This is a genomic window from Bacteroidota bacterium, assembly GCA_016711505.1.
GTDB lineage: Bacteria > Bacteroidota > Bacteroidia > AKYH767-A > 2013-40CM-41-45 > JADKIH01.
Genome location: JADJSV010000002.1, coordinates 1 through 23,097 on the forward strand (window position 1 = coordinate 1; position 23,097 = coordinate 23,097).

Here is a 23,097-nt window from a genome sequence, read left to right on the forward strand (position 1 = left end):
AACATCATGTTCGAAAATCTCTCAACCTCGTAAAAAGAACACGCCGGCTCTGCAATCGTAGACAATCCTGCAATTCCCAATCAGCAATGATGCTGCAATAAAAGAAGCTACCACAGGAATAATGGACCAATTGAAGTCGACCGTTGCCAGTGGTGGAATAAGTCAACTTACATCGTATGTTCAGCGGAGGAAATACAGCAAACAATCCAATGATGAAACATCAGTGCAAGCGTTGCAAAAAATCTTGCATCGAAATTTGGCATCAGTCCTGAACAGGCAAATAGCATCGTACAATCTCTAATTCCAAAAGTAATGGGCGCCTTCGTTTCCAAAAACAAACGATCCCAATGATAAAAAGTTTTGATTTGAAAGATATCGTTGGTTCTCTTTTCAGGCGGAAAGGTGTTGATGATCTGATGGGTGGTTGAAGAAGATGTTTTAAAAGAGGTCAAGGTCAAGGTCAGAGGTCACGCTGTTTTGCCCAAGCACCGTGACCTCCTGACCTTTGACCTAGTTTCAATCCACCATCTCCCACTTCCCCTCCGGCCCAATAGTATAAGCCAATCCATTGCTCATAGTAAAAATTTCTTTTCCTGTAAGAGGATCCGTATGATTTGATTTTTCGTAGATGGTAATACCATTGTTCTCCCGACTGAGGTAATTTAGTAAAGCGGGCATAGTTGAGCGATATCGTGCAACCATTGTCCGTCTTCTTCTTTTACAAATGCCTGGCTCATGTTTTTGTTTTTAAAGTATAAATTTAAAAGATAGTATGCAAAATCAATCCATCGATTGTTAATTCTATTCATCATCTTTTCTCATGGTGTAAACGGACAAAATATCGATAATGTGACCTCACTTCGTGAAATCGGATCTGATAAAGGGGGTGAGGTTTTATTACGACAATGACTTTTTACGGCCCAGGATTATTATTACACACAAGGTATTAACCTCGAATTTCAATCACCCGGATTAAAAATAATCCTTTGAATTTTCTACTGGTAAAGGTTCATCCTTGCAAAGGGTATATGGTTTATCGATAGAGCATAATGTTTTTACGCCTTCTTCCATTCGTCATGATGAGATACTTTATGGCGATCATCCGTTCTCTGCATTTTTGCTTTTGAAATCTTACGTAAGATCATACGATTCCAAATCCGGAAGCGTAGTGAGTTCATCCATTTCTTTGGGTTTTATTGGTCCGGCGGCATTTGGCAAAGAGATGCAGACTTCTATACATACGTGGCTGGAGAATCTTTTACCTTTAGGTTGGGATCATCAGATCAGGAATGATTTTCTTTTGAACTACCAGTTGAATTATGAAAGAATGATCATTAAGGTTCCGGAAAATTTCACTTTGCAGGAGTTGGGACTGTTAATGCAGGTACATTGCGTGATGATGTTGCAGCCGGTCTGCAAATTAAATCAGGAAAGTTCTATGAAACTTCTGATAAAAAATCCACTATATTTTTGTTTGGAAAAAGTACTCTAAATTGTAATTTTTGCAATTCAACTTTGAGCAGTGGAATTTTCAATAAAAAAGCGAATATGTACTTTCTTCAGAAGAGATAAATTTATTTAAAGTGCAACATACCCTGGGAATTAATATCAAGATCAGAAAGTGGTTCTGGAATATTTTCAGTCTTATGTTTCGAAGGAGTTCATATCAGGATTAAGTCACAGGTTTGGGGGAATATCGATTGGCTATTGTTTCTGATCAACCTTGATTGCACTTGTGCTTCTAAATGTTGCTGCTTAATTTAACACTAAGATCACTAAGTTTTTGGCACAAGAGCATAAGTGAAGTTTCAATTATGTGTTCTTGTGACGAATTTTAGTGAACTTTGTGTTTATTTTTCAAACATACGAGATCACTAAAGTCAGCACAAGAGCACATCAGGTTGATTTAAGGGTAGCATCAGTGTTCTTGTGACAAATTTTAGTGAACTCCAATGAAAGAATTTATCCAAATTATTTAAAATTTATTATTTGATGGTGTCTTGTTAATTGCCGGAAAAAAACATGGCCCAGGCCTCGTGTGAAGCGTTTTTCTGGCAATTAATAAGATCAACAATCCATACCTAATTAGGTAAACTCCAATAAGCAGTCATCGTTTTGAAGCTGCAAGCATTTATTAATTGTAATAATAAAGGCCGCCTACTTGTGTGAGCAGTCTTCCATGAAGGCGCTGCAGTTCACTAATTGCGGTCACTTTATTTTGGATTGATCTGATTGTAATTTTATAATATATGGTCGCTTAAATTTTAATGTATAATAGATTCTTACCAATAATTTTCTTGCAACCCTTTACTATTATTTTCCTGTTACTTTTTTTTCCAACATGTCTTTTGTAATACTCAATTAATTCGGGATCTTCTAACTGCAGTCAGGCAGCTTCAATTATATACGAACGTAGAACTGATTGACATCGTTTGGTTAGTCCTCGTACTCTTAATTTGTCTCCTGATTGATATATGTTGAGTACTAATCCCATGTAACTACAGAATTCATCTACTCTCTTAAATCTATTGACATCTCCTATTTCGCATAGTAAAGCGATAGAAACAATCTTGCCTATGCCGAGAATAGTGTTCAATAATTTATAATTCTCCTTAGTGATTAGTTTGCACGTAGGATAACAATTGTTTTACTACTACTAAATATTCTTGCTGCAAAAGTCCAATCGACGTAACATGGAACCAAGACTTAGGCGATTAGTATTTGTATCCATTGGTATTGCTTGCAACCATTTTCTAAACGAAAGACTCCAATTTCCATTCTCGTATTCCTTTTCGATTTGAGTCCCGTTAAAAAAAAGAAGAGAACGAATATTGTTTTTTACAACCCTCAATTGTTTTACTAATTTATTTCGCTGACGAAACAAGTTTCGAAATCCTTGTTGTGCTCTGTCTGGTTGAAAGATTCCCTGTACTTCACCTTTGCTTAATTCGCGGGCTATTTTCCTGCAATCAACACGATCGGTTTTTCTTTGGGTGTCTTTATCGCTTCCGGGAATATCAACTGCATTTAATACCAAGCATTCAAAACCATACGATTTTAACTGTTCACTGATCCAGTAACCGCAGAAACCGGCTTCGTAAGCACATATAACTTGATAACTTGAAAAATTCTTTTGGATGTAATCGTACAAAATCTCAGGATTTGGTGGCTGAGTAAAGGTTTTGTGTTCAAATTCCTCCGTCCGCATACAAACTGACCATTGATTTTTGTGTACATCTAATCCAACATACAATTGATTGACTTTCTCAGAGAACATTTCTACATTTGTTTTCATAGCGTTGAGTTTATAAGTTTACAGCATTCAAGGTAGTACTTGAAAAGACTGTTTAAAAACCCTTTGGGTTCTCAACGTTTTTCTTTGCATAGATACTTGTGTTTGAAAAAAAGAGTTTATTTTTTTGCAACTAATTTCGAAATAACCATGAGCATGATCGATGGAATCCAGATATAAACAAACTCACTTTTCAATACTCTGATTCCCCATTCACTAAAAAAGCTATGGACGTTTACAGGTGAAACCTGTACAGGACGCCATGGAAAGAAATATCTGTTATTATCAAATGGAGAAAAGAAAGCAACTCCCAGTCCGCCGTTAGTAATTGCATCTAAAACTCCATGAGAAACGGTTGCAATAAAAAAGAAGACAACCAAGGTGTACCACGATCTTGAAAAATATTTTTCCGACCGGAAGAATAAAGTTGTGATCAGAAGTGAAAAGATAAGTGCAAATGGTATTGAATGAATAAATCCACGATGGCCCCAGAAAGATTCATAAGGGATTCCAAAATAAAAGCTCAATACATCGATGTCCGGAAAAATTGAGCAAAGCATTCCGAGTACTGCAATTTTGATTGAGTACTTTTTTAGTGTTGATTTGCCGATTGCAAAAGCTGCAAAGGCGTGAGAGAAGGCAGAGGCCATCTGATAATTAGTTTAGTACTTGTAAATATTGTCAGAAGAAAAAAATAGTTGACAAGAAAGAGGGGTATCTGTGCTGCATTTTATTTTCTCTTGTCAGGCTATTTTGTCTTCAGCAAATGAAACTTTTCAGAATCTCCGATTGTATCGCTTTTTGCAATGAGTTGGAATGAATTTTCCGAAACAGAAATATATTTTCCATTTGATGCCTTTAAAGCGAATGAATTTGTATCGACTTTTATAAGTGAAAAAGTTTCCCATATTAACATTGAAAATTCCTCTGCTCTGATTTCACCATTTTTGTATAGATTAGCTGAAATATACATATGATTTTGTGCAGAGATAGCACATAGATCATTTTGAAGTTTTTTAAATACAAAGATCTCCTTTTCACCAGGTCTCGAATTTTCGGCCAACAATTCGATCTTGTTTTCATCTGAACTCAATGTGAGATATCTTCCAGATTGTGATTGAATGTAAACCGAATCTTCACTCAGAAAGGAAGGATATACAGGTGAAGGTTCATATATACTATTCCGGCCAAGAACAGCTTCGCGGGCATCGATTTGTGTTGCAAGCTCATCGTACTCGGGTTTATAAGTTGTTTTTCCAAAGATCTTGAAATAAAGTTTTCTGTTGATCCCATCATATCGGAGAATTCTTTTTCGTATTGGTATGTCTGGAAAATATTCAGCACGACAAAAAAGATGGCTGATGAGAAGAATAAAATACGTACTAATCTCTTTTTGTTTCTGAAGTAGTTTACTGTAGATGCCAGTGGTAAAGCCATAATTGCATAACTATCGATCATACTTCTCATGCCGAAAGCTCCGCCATACCACCAACACCACCAGGAAAAAGTGATGTAGATATTCAGGAGAATAAATAGCCAGATTCCTGTCTGAATTTTTTTCAATTCATCTTTCAGTAAAAACAGACCGGCAAATGCAAAAAGCATCATTGGAGTGTAAAGCAGCCAGCCTTTTCTGAAACTGAAAAGTCCTTCTATAATTCGAGGTTGCGTAAAATAGAATCTTTCATTGTTGTAAGAATAGTATATAAAATGGCCTGTTGCAATTTTCCAATAAATAAATTGAGGAAGCCAGACTAGAAAGGCAGAAAAAATTATCAGTACGATCATAAAAAAGTTTTTTCTTAAAAAAGCCGCACGCGACCTTAAATCTTTCAGACCGGTTACGCCGTAAAGCGCAAAGAGTAATACAATGATAATGTCAGATGGCCGGATCAAAGAAATCAAGCCTGATGTAAGGCCAATTAAAAGGGAATTTTTTATTGTTGGAGTATGATTCCATTGTGTTGTATAGTAAAAGAAAATGGCGATCAGACAAAACAAATAAACATGTGGCATTGGCGCTGATTGTGAAGCGTAGCATAAAATATTCGTTCCTATTCCCAGAAACAAAATGGTAATGGCTATCGTTGAATCTGAAAATAAATAGTGTTGAAGAATTTTTTTCATGTAGTACATTCCCAGCAGTAAATAAAAAATAGTGCTCAACAAAAGGAGTGTTGTATATGGTTGCGAATATCCGTCAGCCGGATAGCCAAATGTTTGAGCTATTAGGTGAGCTAAAAAGAAAAACGGGGAGTAGAGGATAGACAATCCCATTGTCATTTTAATAACACTTTTTCCTTCGGGTGTCGGAACTGTCCAGATAACACAGTCTTTAGTTTCTTCAGTGCCATAGTGTTTTTCTGCCCGGATGTCATCATAAATAAATATCAAAGGAAGATATTCGTAATATGTTACAATATCGTACTTGATTACATCTTTGGTTTTCTGGAATCTATCAAAGCTGAAATTGATGATAAAGCAAGCGATCACGCTGACAAGAATTGCATATGACGAAATACTGGATTTCACTGTTACTGGTTTTTAAAATGGAAATCATAATGCGAATCTTAAACAAGAGACAAAGAGTTTACGTTTAACTCTTGTCGTCGGTGTTTAAATACTAAAATAAGTATTACTTTAAAACTTTTTTTTGTCAGTATTTATAATTTATGTAACTAATTTTTAAATCCTTCAATTCAGCAATTTCCTCTTTCGTAAAGACTTTTAACGATACTCTTTTGTTTTCAGCTGTCATTGTTGGTACTTCGTAATTGAAAACTCCTGTTTGCTCTGTATTTAAACCTTTTTCCTGAAAGTGAGTTAAGGGAACACTATGGCTATAAGCTATTTCACCACTAATCGTGTCCTTAACAGTTAGCTCAATGGAAGCATCTTCCTTCGGAGAAAAATTGTTTTTAAAACTGACCTGAATGATATTTGTTTTTTCGAAATCAAGGATCTGTGCTGCATTCTGAAAATATACTTCCACAGATGAATTGGATTTTGCCCGTTTGTCTCCGGTGGCTGATGTGTACAGTTGTTTAGTTTTCTCCTCTGAAAAAACAAATTCCTTTTTCCATACCATTCCATTGAATTGATGCTTTGTTTCCAAAAAGATCGTCCAGTATTTTTGTTTATCCATACTATCCCAATGAAGGATCTGCTTTTTATACTGAAGAGTCTGGATCAGATTCACCGGTATTGTGAGCAGTAACAATAGCACTGCCGGAATTATCACAAGTCGTTTTTTTGATTCGAGTAAAACTGCAAGTAAGATGCAGAACACTGTGTAAAAATCGATATACGCTCTTAATCCGTAGCTCATACCATAAAACCAGCTCCACCATGAAGAGAGTACATAAGTTAAAAAAAGAAAGAAAGCAGACCAGGTAATGAGTAAATAATATTTTTTCTTCTTTATATAAATGAACAATGCAAACAGCGACAAAAAAAGCACGGGTGTATAAATGAATAACCCTTTTCTGTAGCTGAATAAAATATCCATGAAAGCAGGCTCGAGAAAATTAAAGGACTCTGATTGATAAGAGTAAACTAACCATTCTCCCGTCTGCCAATGCCAGAAATAAAGTTGAATTGATACAACGATTAAAAATAATATTAAACCTTTGAATGTAAACCACAGATCTTTGAAGAGTCGCATAAAAAACCTTTGAGCTCTTCAGGTGAGCCTGCGAGAAAAAGGATAAAGAAAAGTATAAGAATATTCAATTGGCGAAGAATAAAAATCAATCCGAAAAACAAACATGCCCACAGAAAGTGACTTTGCTTTTTATCGGTAAAATATGCTTTCACAAAATACAAGAATGCAGTAATCGCAAAAAATGAATACACGTGACTAAATGAGGGGTCGTAATAAATGTAATTGATTATTGAGGTTGAAAAAACAACCAGACATTGGATCAGAAAAATATTCGTTCGCGATGTATTATAAAGTAGTAAGAGCTTTCGTAAGAAAACCAGGGCCAACAACAGATAAACGACTGCAGCATAAAAAACTGCTCTCTGATATGGTAATGTGAATCCATCGTTTGAAAATCCCTGTATGGGTGCAGTTAAATGGGCATAGACAAAAAACGGCAACATTAATGTCGCAGTTCCGCAAGGATATTTATTTAATTTATGGTCTTTATAAGAAATGTAAACCCCATTATTCCGGATCCGTTCAGAGGCGATAGAGTCTGTGGCTTTGGGCAGATCGCCATAGATCATTAAAGCAGGAAGGTAGTCGTAGTATCCATCTCCATCCGATTTTATGACCTTTGATTCATTTCCAAAATAATTATTGATAGATAATATAAGCGCAAAAATAATTAAGCCTTCGGGTAAAAGTCTTTTTAGTCTGTTTAGTAGATTCAAGTGATCGGTAGTTAGAGATTGTTCATGTAGGCTGCGAATATATTTAATCTTCCGGGGTTTTAATATAGTTTGCGAGAAGGAATTTTAACACTAAGACCACTAAGTTTTCAGCACAAGATCACAAAAGGCATATTGATTATGTGGAAACATGTTCTTGCGGCAACTTTTATTTCGCAAATATGCTTGAGATTTATTGGTATAATCACTAAAGTTTGTCACAATGGCATTTATAAGTGAAACGCCATTAGTGCTCTTGTGCTGAAAACTTAGTGACCTTAGTGTTAAATCATTGTTTTAAATTCCGAGACAACTTTTTCAATCTCTTCCCCCGTAGTAAATCTTCCTAATGAAAACCTTATAGAAGCATATGCATCCTTTTCTTTCAGGCCCATTGCAGTTAGTACATGTGATGGTTCCGGTAATGCTGAAGAACATGCGCTTCCTGTTGCCATGGCAATATTCGGAAGAGCCTTTATAATTTCATCTGCTTTTTTTCCCGGGAAAGTCAGATTGGATGTGTTTGGTAAACGGTGTTTGATATTACCATTGATCGATGCTCCTAGATCACAAAGTTCCTGTTCGAGGCGTGTTCTTAAAATTGAAATGGTTCCATTCATTTGCATAAATTCTTTTTTGGCCAGTTCGCAGGCTTTTGCAAAACCAACAATTCCCGGAACATTCAGTGTGCCGCTTCTGAGGTTGCGTTCATGTCCACCGCCATCGATCTGAGCGATGAGTGTAACACGTGGATTTTTCCTCCGCACATAAAGCATTCCTATTCCTTTCGGACCGTACATCTTATGAGCAGACAAACAAAGCAGATCAGCTTTCAATTCTGAAACATCGCTACGGATCTTTCCACCGGCCTGAGTTGCATCACAAAAAAGAATTGAATTTTTCGAATGAACGATGTCTGCAATCTGATCGATGGGGAGAATTATTCCGGTCTCATTATTTGCAAGCATAGCGCAAACAAGAATGGTATCGTTGCGAATACTCCGATCTAAAACGTTAAGGTCGAGCATGCCATCTTCAAGAACAGGAAGTACAGTGATCTCATGCCCAAGAGATTCAAGGTGTTTGCATGTATCCAGAACTGCTTTGTGTTCAGTGGCAAGTGTAATTATGTGTTTGCCTTTTGTAACATAGGCTTCAGCGACTCCTTTAATGGCAAGATTAATTGCTTCAGTAGAGCCTGAAGTAAAAACAATTTCATTTTCCTCTGCACCGATATAATCTGCAATAACAGAACGGGAATTTTTTACAGCTTCATCAGCTATCCAGCCATATGCATGTGAACGGCTTGCTGCATTCCCGAAATGCTGATTGAAGAAAGGAAGCATTGCCTCCAGAACCTCAGGATCGACGGGGGTTGTTGAATTATTGTCAAGATAAACGATAGAATCCTTCATTGGAATGAAACAATTTTCTTTACTTTGAACATATTTTCAAGCTAAATTCAATGCAAAGTACAACAACATCCCATCATCACCATCATCATAACGAAGAACATTTTGAGCAATCTGCCACGGTCCGTGACGTAGTCATTGGAATGGCCGACGGATTAACAGTTCCGTTTGCATTAGCAGCAGGATTGAGTAGTGCTGTTGCCAGTAATGAGATTATCATCACAGCAGGTTTTGCTGAGATCATTGCCGGATCAATTGCCATGGGATTAGGTGGTTACATGGCCGGAAAAACGGAGATTGAACACTATGATGCTGAATTGAAACGGGAATATTCAGAAGTTGAAACACATTATGAAGTAGAGCGCAAAGAAGTGAAAGATATTTTCGCAAGCTATGGACTTTCACCTGAATCACAGGACATCATCATGAATGAAATGGAGAAAGACAAAGACAAATGGGTCGACTTCATGATGAAATTTGAATTGGGATTAGAGAAACCGGATATTAACAGAGCCAGAATGAGTGCACGGAACATCGGTGTAGCTTATATTGTCGGTGGAACTGTACCGCTGATGGCTTACATTTTCACAGACACGCCGAATCAAGGACTTATTTATTCATCGATTATTACAGTGATCTGTTTATTGTTTTTCGGTTACTTCAAAAGCAAAGCAACAGGGCAGGACCCGAAGCAGGGAGCTTTCCGCACTACATTGATTGGTGTACTTGCAGCAGCAGCAGCATATTTTTTCGCTCACTTGTTTACAAATATTTGATCTATGAAAGCCTTAATCAGTTTCGGCGCAAAACAATTCTCCGTTGATTTAAGTGCTCCGATTGATCTGTCGATTCCCATTATGCAGGGAGAAAAAAATGTGAATGCATTTTACATTGCTCCCGTAACATACATCCCATTCCAGGCAGGAAGTTTTGTAGGCGATGTAAATCAGGGAGGTTCATGTAATGTCAATACGATCACGATCAATCCGCATGGAAATGGAACACATACAGAAACGGTTGGGCATATTTCTAAAGAAAAATATCCGATCAGAAATTCTCTGAGCACATTTTTCTTTTTTGCAAAAGTGATCACACTTACTCCTGAGAAGATCAATAATGATCTTGTGATGACATTAGATCAATTGAAAAATGTGCAAATTGAAAATGCCGAAGCGTTGGTGATCCGTACTTTACCAAATTCTGAAGAGAAAAAAACGCGGCAGTACTCGGGGACAAATCCTGCTTACATGACAGCAGAAGCAGCACTTTATTTAAGAGAAGCCGGCATCAAACATTTGTTACTCGACGTTCCAAGTATAGACAAGGAAGACGACGGCGGAAAATTATCTGCGCATCATGCATTCTGGAATTATCCGACAGCTCCAAGAAAAGATTGTACTATCACCGAACTGATCTTCGTTGATGAAAAAATTGCTGACGGATTTTATTTACTCGAATTGCAATATGCTGCATTTGATAATGATGCGAGTCCGTCGCGGCCGATACTTTATGGTTTGATTTGATTTCGGACTTCTTCTTGCCAATGAAGAACCAGTAAGGCTTTTTACAATGAAAATTATTTCCCGCAGATTTCGCAGATAAGGCGCAGATAAATTCGCAGATCGGGTATTACAAATTTATAGAGTTGTCATTTTAAATAAGAGATGTCTTTTTGAATTACCAAAGTGTGTAAATTAAAAAAGGAAAAATCTGCGAATTTATCTGCGCCTTATCCGCGGAAATCTGCGGGAAATAAAAAAACGAGTTGGGGTGTAGTCTGCAGACTACACCCCAACTCGAACTTTAATCGAAGAAAGAACTCTGTTTTTATTTAGAATCATTCTTAATTACCCATAAATCAGGTGTTTCCGAACCACCTCGCCTTTTTCAAAACGACTGACGAAAGTCCTTAATAGTGAAAACGTTTCAAATAAAAAGTTAATAAAGTATTTATATTGTTGATAACCACATGTATTAGTTTTAAAATTTTTTGCTGAAAAACTTTTTAGAGTTGCCGATTGTGATAAATTTGCACCCGTTCGTGAAAAACTGACAATTTAATGACTGCTAGTGGTCGAAACCTTCATTTTCTGAACAATATTCCTCCGTTTGTGCAACGGACTAACAAAATCAACATGAATTACCCTTACATCGCCCGGTACTTTGCGTTTCTAATTTCGATATTCTTCATCACATTGTTCGGTGCCAATACGGCAAGTGCGCAAGATGGAGAAGCTCTTTTTAAAGCAAATTGTACTTCTTGTCACGCCGTAAAAGAAAAAGTTATCGGTCCTGCATTGGCCGGTGTTGAAACCCGCCGTACGGAAGAATGGTTGATCAAATGGATCAAAAATTCTCAGGCAATGGTTAAAGCCGGAGATCCGGACGCTGTAAAATTATACAACGATTACAACAAGGTTGCCATGACATCTTTCAATCTGAAAGATGATGAGATCAAAGCAATTCTTGCTTATACAAAGAAAGTTGCCGAAACTCCGGATGCAGTACCAGCTACTCCTGTTGCAGGCGATGGACAACCGGTAGAAGAAAAGCCGATCTGGCCATACTTATTAATAGCAATTTGTTTACTTTATTTAATTGCAGGAGTTTTAAGAAAAGTACAGGACACACTTGCACATGCCGTTCGTACAAAGAATAATGAACCACATCCGATTCCTCAACCTGCGAAAGTCCGTAACCGTGAGTGGATCCGTCAGAATAAAAAATTAATTGCTGTAGCTCTTTTAGCAGTTACATTAATAGGTAGTGTTAAAGGCTGGTATTCTCTTCAGTCGATTGGTATTTCTCAAGGTTATACACCTGATCAACCGATCAAATATTCTCACAAACTTCACGCAGGTAAATTACAGATCGCTTGTGTGTATTGTCATGGTGGTGCTGAGCGTGGTAAAACTGCCGGTGTTCCTTCTGCAAACGTTTGTATGAACTGTCACAAATACGTGAAGAAAGGTCCTGAAACGGGAACAGAAGAGATCGCAAAAATTTACAAAGCCCTTGATTACGATGCTGACAAAGGAACTTACGGTCCGAATCAGAAGCCAATTCAGTGGGTACGTGTTCACAACCTGCCTGATCTTGCTTACTTCAATCACGCACAACATTATGTTGTAGGTAAAATTGCTTGTCAGACATGTCACGGTCCGGTTCAGGACAGTATGACTGTTGCCGGTCAGTATTCACCGCTTACAATGGGCTGGTGTATCGACTGTCACAGAAAGACTGATGTGAAAATGGCAGGTAATGCTTATTACGATAATTTACACAAAGACTTAAAAGCGAAACATCCGAACGATTCTACATTTACTGTAGAACAGATCGGTGGAACTGAATGTTCACGTTGTCACTATTAAGAGAATAAATATAAATTGCTTTAAAGAATTACCATTAATATCCAACAATGGAAAAGAAATACTGGAAAGGTGTAGAAGAACTTCGCAATGATGCAGAGTTCGTACGTTTAAAAAACGACGAGTTTTACGAACCTCTTCCGATCGATGAACTCATCAACAAAAAAGCAGACGATGTAACAGTTACACCTCGTCGCGACTTCCTGAAATTTTTAGGTTTCAGTGTTGCTGCTGCTTCTTTAGCTGCATGTGAAGCTCCTGTTCGTAAAACAATACCATACGTTGTTCGTCCTGAGCAGATCACTCCCGGAATCGCCAACTATTATGCATCAAGTTATTTTGATGGTTATGATTACGCAAGTATCGTAGTTAAAACACGCGAAGGTCGTCCGATCAAAATTGAAGGAAATACACTGAGTTCAATTTCAAAAGGAAAAGTAAATGCACGTATTCAGGCATCTGTACTTTCTTTATATGACAATGTTCGTTTACGCGGACCATTGATGAATGGAAATGCAGCAAGCTGGTTTGATACAGACAAGGCAATCCGTGAAAAACTTACTGCTATTGCTGCAAAAGGCGGAAAGATCCGTATCCTTTCATCAACAGTGATCAGTCCTTCGACATTAAAAGTGATCGGAGATTTTACAACTAAATATCCTACAACAAAACATATTCAATACGATGCAGTTTCATTCTCTGCAATGCGTCAGTCTAACAACGACAGCTTTGGAGTAAATGGAATCCCTTCATACATGTTCAATAAAGCGAATGTTATCGTTGGTATTGAATCTGATTTTTTAGTGAATGGAATTTCACCAATTGAATACGCTGCTCAGTATGCTGAAGGGCGTAAACTTGATGGTGGAAAAAAATCTATGTCGCGTCACTTCCAGATGGAAGCCGCTCTTTCTGTAACAGGAAGTAATGCTGATGTTCGTATTGGTGTAAAACCATCACAACAAGGTGCTGCTGTTGTTACATTATACAATGCTATTGCATCGAAATCAGGTGCTGCTGCGATCAGCGGTGGTATCGAAGGTGAAATGGCAGGTAGAATTGAAAAAGCAGCAGAAGAATTACTGGCAAACAAAGGCAAATCACTTGTCGTTTGCGGTATCAATGATGTTGCCGTTCAGAATTTAGTGAATGCAATCAATGTAATGCTGAACAGTTACGGCAATACAATTGATCTTACAACAACATGTAATCTACGTCAGGGAAATGATGCTGAGTTAGCAACACTTCTTGATGAAATGAATAAAGGTGAAGTAGCAGCATTGTTAGTTTACAATTGCAATCCTGCCTACACATTACCAAACGGAAACGCATTCGCTGACGGAATGAAGAAGGCTGAACTTTCAGTTTCTTTTTCTGATCGTCCGGATGAAACATCTGTACTTTGTCAGTTCGTTTGTCCTGATCATCACGCATTAGAAAGCTGGAACGATGCAGAACCTAAAAAAGGTTATTATTCAGTTTGCCAGCCAACAATTGCACCACTATTCAATACACGTCAGTTCCAGGAAACATTACTTGCCTGGACAGGTGCACCGACAATTTTCCATGATTATATGAAAGCTGCATGGTCTTCTATGTTGCCAATGGGAATGTCGTGGGATAAATTCCTTCAGGATGGTGTTCTTGAAAACACAGGAACGACGGCAGGAACATTCACATCAAAAGCATCACTTGTTGCTCCGGCAGCAGTTGCAGCTTCTGCATTTGAATTAGTAGTTTATGAAAAAGTTGGATTAGGAAATGGTCATCAGGCAAACAATCCTTGGCTCCAAGAGTTACCGGATCCGATCTCAAAAATAACCTGGGACAATTACTTAGCGGTATCTCCAAAAGATGCACGCGAAAAAGGCTGGGCTCAGGGAAATATTGTTTCCATTAAGAGTGGAAATGTAAGTGCAAAAGTTCCTGTTGTTGTACAACCGGGACAAACTCCGGGAACAGTTTCATTAGCTATCGGCTATGGAAGAACATCAGCAGGTAAGTCAGCTGATAAGGTAGGTGTGAATGCATATCCTTTTGTTGCAATGACAGCAGGTGGACTTCGTTATTCTGCTCCTGTGGAAATTTCAAAAACTGTTGATGAGGATTATCTTTTTGCAGCGACGCAGACGCATCACACAATGATGGGTCGTGCAATTGTGAAAGAAACTACTCTTGAAGAATACATCAAGACACCGAATGCAGGGAATGAGCCTGAAATGATCCGCATCAAGGAAGGCCATGAAGAAAGAAAAGAACATCCTGAAGTGGTGACTCTATGGAAAGAGCATGAAGTAGGAAATCATCACTGGGGAATGTCGATTGACTTAAACAGTTGTATCGGTTGCGGCGCCTGCGTTGTAGCTTGTACGGCAGAAAATAACGTATCCGTTGTAGGTAAAGATGAAGTAAGACGCAGCCGTGAAATGCACTGGATGCGTATCGACCGTTACTACAGCAGTGATGCAGATCCGAAGGAGCACGAAAAAGGTGACATCAAATTGATGGAGATTCCTAGCGACATGCCAAAGGTGGTTTATCAGCCTGTAATGTGTCAGCATTGTAATCACGCACCTTGTGAAACAGTTTGTCCGGTGATTGCAACAAGTCACAGTTCAGAAGGTTTGAATCAGATGACGTACAACCGTTGTGTTGGTACACGTTACTGTGCAAACAACTGTCCTTACAAAGTTCGTCGCTTTAACTGGTTCCAGTATTCTGACAATGCGAAATTCGATTTCAATACTAATAATGACTTAGGTAAAATGGTATTGAATCCTGATGTAGTTGTTCGTTCACGTGGAGTTATGGAAAAATGCTCAATGTGTGTTCAGCGTATTCAGGAAGGTAAGTTGAATGCAAAGAAAGAAGGCCGTCAGGTGAAAGAAGGAGAAGTGAACATGGCATGTGCACAGACTTGTCCTACGAACGCTATCACATTCGGCGATTATAATAAGAAAGACAGTGCAATCAATAAAATGTGGAATCCGGAAGAACGAAGCTATCATCTTCTTGGTGAGTTGAACGTCCAGCCAAATGTATTTTACCAGACGAAAGTCCGTAACGTAGAAGAGGCAGCAGTTTCACATTCCGGAGAACAGAAACATTCATAAAAAAGTAACAGTTTTAGCTTGACTAATATAAGATCATGAGCGGTAATCATGAAGCGGTTGTCCGGGACCCCTTAATTCTCGGAAAGAAAACCTACCATCAGATGACAGAAGATATTTGTCGTCCGATAGAAGGAAAGGCAAATAAATGGTGGTGGATCTCCTTCGTAATAGCATTCATTGCTATGATCTGGGGAGTTACTTGTCTGTCATACACGATCGGAAACGGTATCGGAACCTGGGGTGCGAACAAGACAGTAGGCTGGGCATGGGATATCACCAACTTCGTTTGGTGGATCGGTATCGGTCACGCCGGAACATTAATCTCTGCAGTATTGTTGTTATTCAGACAACGCTGGAGAATGTCCATTAACCGTTCAGCAGAAGCGATGACAATTTTCGCCGTTGTTTGCGCAGGATTATTCCCGTTATTCCACACAGGTCGTCCCTGGTTAGATTACTGGATGTTACCATTGGCAAATCAGTTCGGTTCACTTTGGGTGAATTTCAACTCGCCACTTTTATGGGACGTTTTCGCCATCTCGACTTATTTCTCTGTATCACTTGTATTCTGGTATTTAGGATTACTACCTGATCTTGCAACGGTACGCGATCGTTGCATTGATCCAACGAAGCGTTTTATCTATGGAATCATATCATTCGGTTGGAAAGGAACAGCTCGTGACTGGCATCGGTTTGAGGAAGTCTCACTGGTACTCGCCGGTTTGTCTACGCCACTCGTACTTTCTGTACATACGATAGTCTCATTTGACTTCGCCACATCAGTAGTACCCGGATGGCATACTACTATCTTCCCGCCATACTTCGTTGCCGGAGCCATTTTCTCAGGTTTTGCAATGGTACTTACCCTGATGATCATAGCAAGAAAAGTTTTAGGACTTCAGGAGTATATTACAATGCAGCATATTGAATTGATGAATAAGATCATTATTCTGACGGGTTCAATAGTAGGTATTGCTTACATCACGGAATTCTTCATTGCATGGTATTCCGGAAATATGTATGAAAGTTATGCATTCCAGAATCGCGCCTTTGGTCCATATTGGTGGGCATACTGGAGCATGATGACGTGTAACGTAATCACACCGCAGCTTTTCTGGTTCAAAAAAATCCGGACAAGCATTATGGCAACATTTGTTATTTCGATCTTTGTAAATATCGGAATGTGGTTCGAGCGTTTTGTGATCATCGTAACATCTCTTCACCGTGACTATTTACCGTCAAGCTGGACGATGTATTCACCAACATTTATCGAAGTAGGGATTTTCGTAGGAACCATTGGTTTGTTCTTCGTATTATTCTTAACCTTCTCTCGTCTCTTCCCGATAATAGCTCTTGCAGAGTTAAAATCGATCCTGAAGAAAACGGGTAATCAGTATAAGAAAAAAGGTATTCTCTAATCATGGCAAAAAGAATCTACGGAATATTTGATGATGAGGAAGCATTAATGCATGCTATTCCGCATCTGAAAGAAAAAGGAGTTGTGTGTAAAGACGTTCAGAGTCCGTTCCCTATTCACGGGATCGAGGCATTGATTGGAACACCACGCACACGGATTTCAATCGCTTCATTCCTGTTCGGTTTGACAGGTACATCTTTCGCATTGTGGATGACATGGTACATGATGATCCACGACTGGCCGATCAATATCGGTGGTAAACCAAACATGATGTTTTACATGAACCTTCCGGCGTTTATTCCGGTAACGTTTGAGTTAACAGTTTTCTGTGCAGCGCACGGTATGGCAATTACTTTTTTATTGAGAAGTAAATTATTGCCGGGTGTCCCAGCACCAATTCCGCATCCAAGAATTACAGATGATAAATTCGTTCTTCACGTGGACGTGAAAGATGAAAGTAAGGTGAATGATGTTGCAGCTTTGATCAAAAGCGAAGGTGCATCAGATGTTCTATTTAAATCAATGCAATTTTCCTGAGCCGATCAATGAGAAAAATAGTAAGTATAATCGTTTCAGTTGCTGCAGTTGCTCAATTAGCTTCCTGCACAAATGATGACATCAAAAAACCGGGCTATGAATACATGCCAAACATGTATCGTTCGCCGAGTTATGAGACTTATTCTTCGAATCCGAATTTTGCCGACAGTATGACTTCTCGTCAACCGGTTGAAGGAACGATAGCAAGAGGAAATGAGATCTATAACGATTACGATCGTTTGCCATATCCGTATCCGAATACTGTAGAAGGATATGAAGCAGCCGGATTAAATTTCAAATCGCCACTTCAAAAGAGTGAAGCAACTACTGAAGAAGGTAAAGTTCTTTACGTCAATTACTGTGGTCACTGTCATGGTGCAACAGGAAAAGGTGATGGAGCAGTTGCTAAAAACAACGGCCCGATTCCACCGGCTTATGATTCAGAAACGATCAAAAATCTTCCTGAAGGAAAGATGTATCATACCATTACCTGGGGAAAAAATATGATGGGTTCTCACGCTTCTCAGGTCACTCCTACACAAAGATGGAAGATCATCATGTATATTCAGACTTTGCAGCATCCTGCAGGTCAGACAGCTTCAGCATCACCTGCAGATTCTACCAAGAGTGCAGGAAGTACTACAAAAATGTAATTGAGTAAAAAATCTATTGCCAACGTTCTATAAGATGGACAGAAAATACGAGCTTACCCGGAATAATAAAATGATCCCATTAGTGATGATCGCTATTGGAGTTGTTGCGATCATTATGGGTTTTATGACTGATAAAACACGTACCTGGGCTGTATTGCTCCAGAACGATTTTTATTTTACTGCAATTGCATTAGCAGGAACGTTCTTTATTGCTTTCAACTATGCAGCACAAACGGGCTGGACAGTAGGGATAAAGCGTATACCTGAAGCAATGGGCGGATTTCTGAAATACGGAATGTTGGGATTGATCCTGATATTCATTTTCGGACATCACGATCTTTACCATTGGACTCATAGTTCTGTTGAAGAACTAACGGATCCAAACAGTAAAGTTTTTGATCCGATCATGGCCGGGAAAACAGGATTTCTGAATATTCCATTCTTTGTTACACGTTTAGTATTGTATTCAATTCTCTGGGTTGGTTTTACTTATATTCTCCGTAAACATAGTCTTATGGAAGATCAGGATGGTAACATTTCACATTACAAACGGAGTGTAACATTGTCGGCAATTTTCCTTGTTGTTTTTGCAGTAACTTCTTCAACAGGTGCCTGGGACATTCTTATGAGTATTGATTCACATTGGTTCTCAACTTTATTTGGCTGGTATATTTTTGCAGGATTGTTTGTAAGCGGATTAGCAATGTTAGCAATGTTCGTATTATATCTTGATAAAAAAGGATATATGAATCACCTTACAGAAAGTCATTTTCATGACATCGGTAAATATATGTTTGCCTTCTCAATTTTCTGGACATACCTGTGGTTCTCTCAATTCATGTTGATCTGGTATGCAAACCTTCCTGAAGAAGTGTTTTATTATCAGACGAGATGGAGATTGATGAAAAGCCTGTGGATTGGAAACTTCTTTATTAACTTCATTGCACCATTCCTGATCCTCATGACTCGCGACGCTAAACGCAAAAAGAAAATTTTGTTCTTTGGCGGATTGATCATACTTGTAGGACATTGGATAGATGTATTCGTAATAGTTATGCCCGGAACTGTTGGTGCACACTGGCATATCGGTTTCATTGAGATCGGTACAGCAATCGGTTTCCTTGGAGCATTCATCTTAAGTACGCTTACAGAACTTTCAAAAGCAGCATTGGTTCCGAAGAATCACCCGATGTTACAGGAAAGTTTACATCACCACATTTAATTATTCAAGAATATTATTACAGATAAAAGAAAAGATTATCCATGATAAATTTATTAACGCTCCTGACAATTGTACTGGCACTGATTACCGGCTGGAGACTGATGCGTGTTCTGGAATTAGTCCGTGACCTGCGTGATGACAATGAGGAAACGATCACTGCCAAAGACAATTTGTTCAATGGACGGATGTCGCTTATATTCCTGGCCGTTTGTTTTATCGGAATGATCTATTTCACGATCGATGCAAAAAAATATCTATTGCCTGTTTCTGCATCGAAGCATGGTGTACTGACAGATGCATATTTGTATCAGAACTTCGCATTGATCATTGTTGTATTCTTCATCACTCAGACATTACTTTTCTACTACGCATGGAAATATCGGCACAGCAATAAACGTAAAGCGTTATTTTATCCTGACAACCACAAACTGGAATTCTGGTGGACAGTAATTCCTGCAGTTGTATTAATGGGATTGATCGTTTACGGATTGAAATTATGGATTAGCATTACAAATCCGGCTCCTGCAAGTGCAATGGTGATTGAAGTTTACGGAAAACAATTCGACTGGACAGTTCGTTATTCAGGAGAAGACAATAAGCTTGCGAAATCTAATTTCAAATTGATCACTGACGAGAATCCACTTGGAGTTGATACAAATGATGTAGCAGGAACGGATGACAAGATCACGCAGGAACTTCACTTACCTGTTGGAAGAACTATCAATTTCAAATTCCATTCACGTGATATTCTTCACAGTGCATACTTCCCTCATCTTCGAGCGCAAATGAATGCAGTACCGGGAATGACAACAGAAATCGTTGTTGATCCAACAATTACAACTGACAGTATGCGTCTGATCACAAAGAATCCGAAATTCGATTACGTTCTTTTGTGTAATAAAATATGTGGTGTTGCCCATTACAATATGAGAATGAAACTTGTGATTGAAAGCGAAGAAGATTTCAAGAAATGGTATGCAACACAAAATTATGTAATTGCACGTCCTGAAGCAGCAGCACCGGCTACACCGGCAACTGTTGTTGATACAGTAAAAACAGCGGAGACTAAAACTCCTGAAAGCAAAGTTGTCGCTTCAAAAAAATAGTTCATATTAAAAAGTATTACCTAAGTAAAAAAATAAAGGTCTGATGTCAACTAATTCTCACGATCATGCAGTAGATGCTCACGATGGCCACGACCATCATGAACACCATGATACTTTCTGGACAAAGTATGTGTTCAGTCAGGATCATAAAATGATCTCAAAGCAATTCTTAGTAACGGCAATTGCCATGGCAGTTCTTGCCATGATCATGTCGTTGATCTTCCGTCTCCAGTTGGGATGGCCTGATCAGAAGTTTCCAATCATTGAAAAGCTGATCGGACATTGGGGAAAAGATGGCAAGCTGGATCCGAGTTTTTATCTGGCCTTAGTAACGATCCATGGAACGATCATGGTATTCTTTGTACTTACCGGCGGACTTTCGGGGACGTTCAGTAATTTATTGATACCATTCCAGATCGGTGCGCGAGATATGGCATCCGGTTTCCTGAATATGTTATCGTATTGGTTCTTCTTCGGTTCGTGTGCTGTAATGACGATGTCATTATTTGTTGAAGCAGGTCCCGCCTCCGCAGGATGGACAGTTTATCCGCCTCTCTCCGCCTTACCGCAAGCCATACCCGGGTCCGGGTTAGGGATGACCTTATGGCTCATCTCAATGATCATGTTCATTGCCTCGGCTTTATTAGGTGGTATTAATTACGTTGTAACGATCCTTAACCTTCGTACAAAAGGAATGAGCATGACTCGTCTGCCTTTGACGATCTGGGCTTTCTTAATTACTGCAATCCTTGGTATCCTGTCTTTCCCTGTACTTGTTGCAGCGGCTTTACTCTTATTATTCGACAGAAGTTTTGGAACAAGTTTCTACTTGTCTGATATCTTTATCAACGGCGCACCTTTGCATCACTCAGGTGGTAGTCCGATCTTATTCCAGCATTTATTCTGGTTCCTTGGTCACCCGGAGGTATACATCGTACTTCTTCCTGCCTTAGGTCTTGCTTCTGAAGTAATATCTACACAGGCACGTAAACCGATCTTCGGTTACAAAGCCATGATCGGATCAATGCTAGTGATCGCCTTCTTATCATTCATCGTTTGGGGTCACCACATGTTTATCACGGGTATGAATCCATTCTTAGGATCAGTATTCGTTTTCACAACATTGTTAGTCGCTATTCCTTCTGCCGTAAAAGTGTTCAACTACCTTGCGACATTGTGGAAAGCAAACATAGTTTTGTCACCGGCCATGATGTTTGCAATTGGTCTGGTTTCATTCTTCATTTCCGGTGGATTAACAGGAATCATCTTAGGTGATTCAGCGTTAGATATCAATCTTCACGATACATATTTCGTAGTAGCCCATTTCCACATTGTAATGGGAAGTTCAGCGATCTTCGGAATGTTTGCCGGTGTATATCACTGGTTCCCGAGAATGTTCGGAAGAATGATGAACAAAGGGCTGGGTTATTTACATTTCTGGATAACGATCGTTTGTGTGTACGGAACATTCTTCCCGATGCACTTCGTCGGACTTTCAGGAGCGCCACGTCGTTACTATGCATACACTTCTTATGAAGGCTTTGATGCTGCATTAAACATCAATGCATTGATCTCTGTGTTCGCCATCCTTGGCGGTCTTGCTCAGTTGATCTTCGTATTCAACTTCTTCTACAGTATGTATCGCGGAAGAAAAGCATCTCAGAATCCATGGAAATCAAATACAATGGAATGGACTGCACCGGTCGAACATATTCACGGTAACTGGCCGGGAGAAATTCCAACGATCTACAGATGGCCTTACGATTACGGTAAACCAAATGCTGATGATGATTTCATTCCGCAGACAACACCGTATTCGGCAACGACAAAGTCGAATTTGCCTGGTGAGGTTGATAAATAAAAAAATAGATTTGATTCAATAAAAAAGGAGAGAAGGTTAAACTTCTCTCCTTTTTTTATTGATTAATTTTTCCTTTTGAGGTTGGGGTGTAGTCTGCAGACTACACCCCAACCTCAAAAGGAAAAATTAATCTTTATCATCAACTTCCAGATTCCCATCAACAGGAGCATTGACTGTACCACCTGTTCTGATTTCAGTGTGCCGAATTTCCCCACCTGCATTTCCGATCTGAATCAGAAAAAAAGTATTTGCTATCAGCAGTACAAGAGTTGCTTTCATCAACTTGGGGCCGATTGGTTTTTTAGAACTGACAAAGGCAAATAATGCAAGCGCACCAACAGCAATCGTAGTCCACAAACCTTTCTCCGCCATTTCTTCGTGCTCATGAATGATAGCATCAGGAGCCTGGTTGATTGCCTCCAGAACTTCTTCGGCAGGTTCACCGGTTAGAAATGCAGGAACAGTCATGACAGCAGTAAATACGATCATGGCCATTGCAGTTTTTTTTACAATACCATTTTTAATGATAAATCCTGCCAGCAGAACCAGCACAGAAAGAATACTTCCGATGATAGGGAAGTGGTTGAAGAGTAAGTGTGCGTGAGCGCCGTCCATATTTGATTGATTATTTGTTTTATTGTTTATTAATATTTAAAGTAAACTTAGTAAAATCGTATGTTTGAAAAAATTAAAACACTGAGGTCACTAAGTTCACAACAAGCCCACTAAAGATTCCGTG

At 38.9% G+C, this 23,097-nt stretch carries 22 protein-coding genes; 12 read left to right on the top strand and 10 right to left on the bottom strand.

The annotated features are described in order from the left end of the window. Positions 1–219 precede the first annotated feature (219 nt). Positions 220–351 (top strand): hypothetical protein, encoded by a 132-nt coding sequence (locus IPL24_03610; protein ID MBK8362778.1) that lies wholly within the window; start codon positions 220–222, stop codon positions 349–351. Positions 352–516: 165 nt separating this feature from the next. Here the strand turns inward: IPL24_03610 and IPL24_03615 are convergent, their stop codons facing one another. Continuing rightward, positions 517–678: a hypothetical protein gene (locus IPL24_03615; protein ID MBK8362779.1), complete on the bottom strand. Its 162-nt coding sequence runs from the start codon at positions 676–678 to the stop codon at positions 517–519. A gap of 337 nt (positions 679–1,015) precedes the next feature. Between IPL24_03615 and IPL24_03620 the strand changes: the two genes are divergently transcribed. Continuing rightward, positions 1,016–1,492: a DUF2219 family protein gene (locus IPL24_03620; GenBank protein ID MBK8362780.1), complete on the top strand. Its 477-nt coding sequence runs from the start codon at positions 1,016–1,018 to the stop codon at positions 1,490–1,492. 894 nt (positions 1,493–2,386) lie between these two features. On the opposite strand, the gene IPL24_03625 is transcribed toward IPL24_03620, so the two are convergent. The 8 genes from IPL24_03625 to IPL24_03660 all read right to left on the bottom strand — a co-directional run bounded on the left by IPL24_03625 (position 2,387) and on the right by IPL24_03660 (position 9,084). Beyond that, complete coding sequence (locus tag IPL24_03625) at positions 2,387–2,596, bottom strand: IS110 family transposase (GenBank protein MBK8362781.1); 210 nt, start codon at positions 2,594–2,596, stop codon at positions 2,387–2,389. A gap of 60 nt (positions 2,597–2,656) precedes the next feature. After that, positions 2,657–3,295, bottom strand: a complete 639-nt coding sequence (locus tag IPL24_03630) for a transposase (protein MBK8362782.1) — start codon at positions 3,293–3,295, stop codon at positions 2,657–2,659. A gap of 116 nt (positions 3,296–3,411) precedes the next feature. Next, positions 3,412–3,942 carry a metal-dependent hydrolase gene (locus IPL24_03635; protein MBK8362783.1) on the bottom strand — a complete coding sequence of 177 codons (531 nt, stop codon included), beginning with the start codon at positions 3,940–3,942 and terminating at the stop codon, positions 3,412–3,414. A 98-nt stretch (positions 3,943–4,040) separates the two neighbouring features. After that, positions 4,041–4,385, bottom strand: a complete 345-nt coding sequence (locus tag IPL24_03640; GenBank protein ID MBK8362784.1) for a hypothetical protein — start codon at positions 4,383–4,385, stop codon at positions 4,041–4,043. Positions 4,386–4,432: 47 nt separating this feature from the next. Continuing rightward, entirely contained in the window at positions 4,433–5,824 is a 1,392-nt protein-coding gene (locus tag IPL24_03645) for a hypothetical protein (GenBank protein ID MBK8362785.1), read from the bottom strand. Positions 5,825–5,948: 124 nt separating this feature from the next. Continuing rightward, positions 5,949–6,956, bottom strand: a complete 1,008-nt coding sequence (locus IPL24_03650) for a hypothetical protein (GenBank protein ID MBK8362786.1) — start codon at positions 6,954–6,956, stop codon at positions 5,949–5,951. Continuing rightward, on the bottom strand, positions 6,914–7,672 hold the full coding sequence (locus IPL24_03655; protein MBK8362787.1) for a hypothetical protein: 759 nt from the start codon (positions 7,670–7,672) through the stop codon (positions 6,914–6,916). Before IPL24_03655 ends, IPL24_03650 begins: the two co-directional genes overlap by 43 nt. 281 nt (positions 7,673–7,953) lie before the next feature. Further along, entirely contained in the window at positions 7,954–9,084 is a 1,131-nt protein-coding gene (locus IPL24_03660; GenBank protein MBK8362788.1) for an aminotransferase class V-fold PLP-dependent enzyme, read from the bottom strand. Positions 9,085–9,134: 50 nt separating this feature from the next. On the opposite strand from IPL24_03660, the gene IPL24_03665 reads away from it, so the two are divergent. The 10 genes from IPL24_03665 to IPL24_03710 all read left to right on the top strand — a co-directional run bounded on the left by IPL24_03665 (position 9,135) and on the right by IPL24_03710 (position 22,358). Then, complete coding sequence (locus tag IPL24_03665; GenBank protein MBK8362789.1) at positions 9,135–9,857, top strand: VIT1/CCC1 transporter family protein; 723 nt, start codon at positions 9,135–9,137, stop codon at positions 9,855–9,857. A gap of 3 nt (positions 9,858–9,860) precedes the next feature. Then, positions 9,861–10,604 carry a cyclase family protein gene (locus IPL24_03670; protein ID MBK8362790.1) on the top strand — a complete coding sequence of 248 codons (744 nt, stop codon included), beginning with the start codon at positions 9,861–9,863 and terminating at the stop codon, positions 10,602–10,604. Positions 10,605–11,216: 612 nt separating this feature from the next. Beyond that, on the top strand, positions 11,217–12,452 hold the full coding sequence (locus IPL24_03675) for a c-type cytochrome (protein ID MBK8362791.1): 1,236 nt from the start codon (positions 11,217–11,219) through the stop codon (positions 12,450–12,452). Between the two features lie 47 nt (positions 12,453–12,499). After that, positions 12,500–15,562 carry a TAT-variant-translocated molybdopterin oxidoreductase gene (locus IPL24_03680; protein MBK8362792.1) on the top strand — a complete coding sequence of 1,021 codons (3,063 nt, stop codon included), beginning with the start codon at positions 12,500–12,502 and terminating at the stop codon, positions 15,560–15,562. Positions 15,563–15,597: 35 nt separating this feature from the next. Next, entirely contained in the window at positions 15,598–16,980 is a 1,383-nt protein-coding gene (gene nrfD / locus IPL24_03685) for a polysulfide reductase NrfD (GenBank protein ID MBK8362793.1), read from the top strand. Next, positions 16,980–17,516 (top strand): DUF3341 domain-containing protein, encoded by a 537-nt coding sequence (locus tag IPL24_03690; protein ID MBK8362794.1) that lies wholly within the window; start codon positions 16,980–16,982, stop codon positions 17,514–17,516. Before nrfD ends, IPL24_03690 begins: the two co-directional genes overlap by 1 nt. An 8-nt stretch (positions 17,517–17,524) precedes the next feature. Further along, the gene (locus IPL24_03695) at positions 17,525–18,169 is read left to right on the top strand and encodes a cytochrome c (protein ID MBK8362795.1); all 645 of its coding nucleotides are present in this window, start codon (positions 17,525–17,527) and stop codon (positions 18,167–18,169) included. Between the two features lie 34 nt (positions 18,170–18,203). Further along, positions 18,204–19,391: a quinol:cytochrome C oxidoreductase gene (locus IPL24_03700; protein ID MBK8362796.1), complete on the top strand. Its 1,188-nt coding sequence runs from the start codon at positions 18,204–18,206 to the stop codon at positions 19,389–19,391. A gap of 41 nt (positions 19,392–19,432) precedes the next feature. Then, a complete protein-coding gene (locus tag IPL24_03705) occupies positions 19,433–20,497 on the top strand; it encodes a cytochrome c oxidase subunit II (protein ID MBK8362797.1) in 1,065 nt (354 codons plus the stop codon). Positions 20,498–20,540: 43 nt separating this feature from the next. Continuing rightward, positions 20,541–22,358, top strand: a complete 1,818-nt coding sequence (locus IPL24_03710) for a cbb3-type cytochrome c oxidase subunit I (GenBank protein ID MBK8362798.1) — start codon at positions 20,541–20,543, stop codon at positions 22,356–22,358. A 126-nt stretch (positions 22,359–22,484) separates the two neighbouring features. On the opposite strand, the gene IPL24_03715 is transcribed toward IPL24_03710, so the two are convergent. Then, the gene (locus tag IPL24_03715) at positions 22,485–22,973 is read right to left on the bottom strand and encodes a hypothetical protein (protein MBK8362799.1); all 489 of its coding nucleotides are present in this window, start codon (positions 22,971–22,973) and stop codon (positions 22,485–22,487) included. Between the last annotated feature and the right edge of the window lie 124 nt (positions 22,974–23,097).